Annotated in this window: 1 protein-coding gene and 1 pseudogene; both read left to right on the top strand. The window is 70.7% G+C overall.

Annotated elements, in window-relative coordinates; translation table 11 throughout:
• Window positions 1-98: 98 nt before the first annotated feature.
• A pseudogene (locus HLK59_RS49655) lies at window positions 99-932 on the top strand (zinc-binding dehydrogenase); the annotation flags it as partial.
• Between the two features lie 107 nt (window positions 933-1,039).
• Window positions 1,040-2,089 (top strand): MFS transporter, encoded by a 1,050-nt coding sequence (locus HLK59_RS49660; protein ID WP_346780012.1) that lies wholly within the window; start codon window positions 1,040-1,042, stop codon window positions 2,087-2,089.
• Window positions 2,090-2,204: the final 115 nt, after the last annotated feature.

Here is a 2,204-nt window from a genome sequence, read left to right on the forward strand (position 1 = left end):
ACGTACCATAGCTTGGTAAGCGTGTCTGGGTTTTGCTCAGCCAGAAGACTGCCTACGAGTGGCTCAGAAGTCTCGTGGGCTCGAAGATGAGAATAAGACACATCTCGGCCGGGGACCATGTGTCCCTGTCCACGCTGGCCAACTGCGGTACGTGCGCGGACTGCGACCGCGGGCGGCCGACCATGTGCCGCAAGGCGATCGGGCGGCCCGGGCAGCCGTTCGCGCGAGGCGGGCGGCCCGTCTTCCAGTTCGCGTCCAACTCCGCCTTCGCCGAGCGGACCGTGGTCAAGGCCGTACAGGTCGTGCGGATCTCCGAGGACATCCCGCTGTCCTCCGCCGCGCTCATCGGATGCGGGGTGCTGACCGGCGTCGGAGCCGTGCTCAACCGGGCGAAGGTGGACCGCGGGGACAGCGTCGTCGTGATCGGCACGGGGGGTATCGGGCTCAACGTGCTGCAAGGGGCCCGGATCGCGGGGGCGTTGCGGGTCGTCGCCGTCGACGCCAATCCCGCCAAGGAGGCGGTGGCGCGGCAGTTCGGCGCGACCGACTTCCTGACCTCCACGGAGGGGGTGCGGGAGCTGCTGCCGACCGGGGCGGACCATGTCTTCGAGTGCGTCGGACGGGTGGAACTCGTCCGGCAGGCCGTCGATCTGCTGGACCGGCACGGGCAGGCGGTCCTCCTCGGGATGCCGGCGGCAGGGGCCGAGGCGTCCTTCGTCGTGGCGTCCATGTTCCTGGACAAGTCGATCCTGGGGTGCCGGTACGGGTCGTCCAGGCCGCAGCGGGACATCGCGCTGTACGCCGAGCTGTACCGGGAGGGGCGGCTGTTGCTGGACGAGCTGGTGACACAGACCTATCCGGTCGAGGAGTTCGAGCGGGCGGGGGCGGACGCGGAGGCGGGGAAGGTGGCGAGGGGGGTGCTCACCTTCTGACCGGAGGGTTCCGTGTTCGTGCCCGGCGTTCTGGACATGCCAGAGGTTTTCCACAGGTGCCGGAAAACTCCTGGGGCGATGTCGGTGCCGGGCCGTAGCTTCGACGCATGACCTACCGAGACGTCGCCACCAGACAGGTCCTCATCTGGGCCTGCACCGCGGTCGCCGCCCGTATGCCCGTCGCCATGGCCCCGTTGGCGCTGGTCTTCCTGGTGCGCGAGCGGCCCGGCGGCTACACGCTGGGGGCGGCGCTCGCGGCGGCGTATGTGATCGGCGAGATCGTCGGGGCGCCGGTGCTCGGGATGCGGATGGACCCGGCTCGGGGCCGCCGGCATCTGTTGCTCGGGCTCGCGGGCGGGGCGGTCGGGTTCACCGGGCTCGGAGTGCTGGCCGGGGCGCATCCCGTGGTGCTGGGAGTGTTCGCGTTCCTGGCCGGGGCGGCTCCGGCCGCGGCCGCCGGAGGGCAGCGGGCGCTGCTGACCTCGCTGGTCCCGGAGCGGTCCGTGGCACAGGCGCTGTCCGCCGAGTCGATGCTGATGTCCGGGGTGTGGGCCGTCTCCCCGGTCGCGGTCGCCGGGCTCGCCCTCGGGGTCGCGCCGCGGCTCCCGCTGCTGCTCGCCGCCGCGTCGATGGCGCTGTCGATCGCGGGGCACTGGCGGCTGCCGGCCGGCTGGGACACGGGCGAGCGGGGCGGGGAGTCGGGGCGGCTCCGGGTCCTGATGCGCGCCTGGCCGGTGTACGTCACGGGCGCGGCGAGCCTCACGCTGCTCGGTCTCGCGGAGCTGACGTTGCCCGCCTTGCTGGAACAGCGCGGCATCGGGGTCGGCTGGTCCGGGCCGATGCTGGGGGGGCTGGCGGTCGGGGCGGGGCTCGGGGCGTTCGTGTACGGGCTGCGGTCGTGGCCGGGGCGGCTCCGGGGGCGCAGTGTGGTGCTGATGTGCGGGATGTCGGTCTTCGTGAGCCTCGCCGCGCTGATACCGGGCGCGGCCGGGATCGCGATCGCTCTCGTCCTGGCGGGCACGCTCCAGTCGGGTGCGCTGATCACCCGCAACCTGTCCCTGCGGGAGGCGGTGCCACCGGGGGCGCTGGCCGCGGGGTACCTGTCTCTTATACACAGCGGACGCTGCCGACGAAGAGGATCGGGTAGATCTCGGTAGGCGCAGTATCATTAAATAAAAACAACTAAGACACAGCGATACAGCAATACCACCAAGGACTAGTACACCTGCGTCGCACACCAAGCAACACGTGAACACACGCGATATAAGCATA

This window comes from Streptomyces sp. S3(2020), assembly GCF_013044505.1.
In the GTDB taxonomy this organism is placed as follows: domain Bacteria; phylum Actinomycetota; class Actinomycetes; order Streptomycetales; family Streptomycetaceae; genus Streptomyces.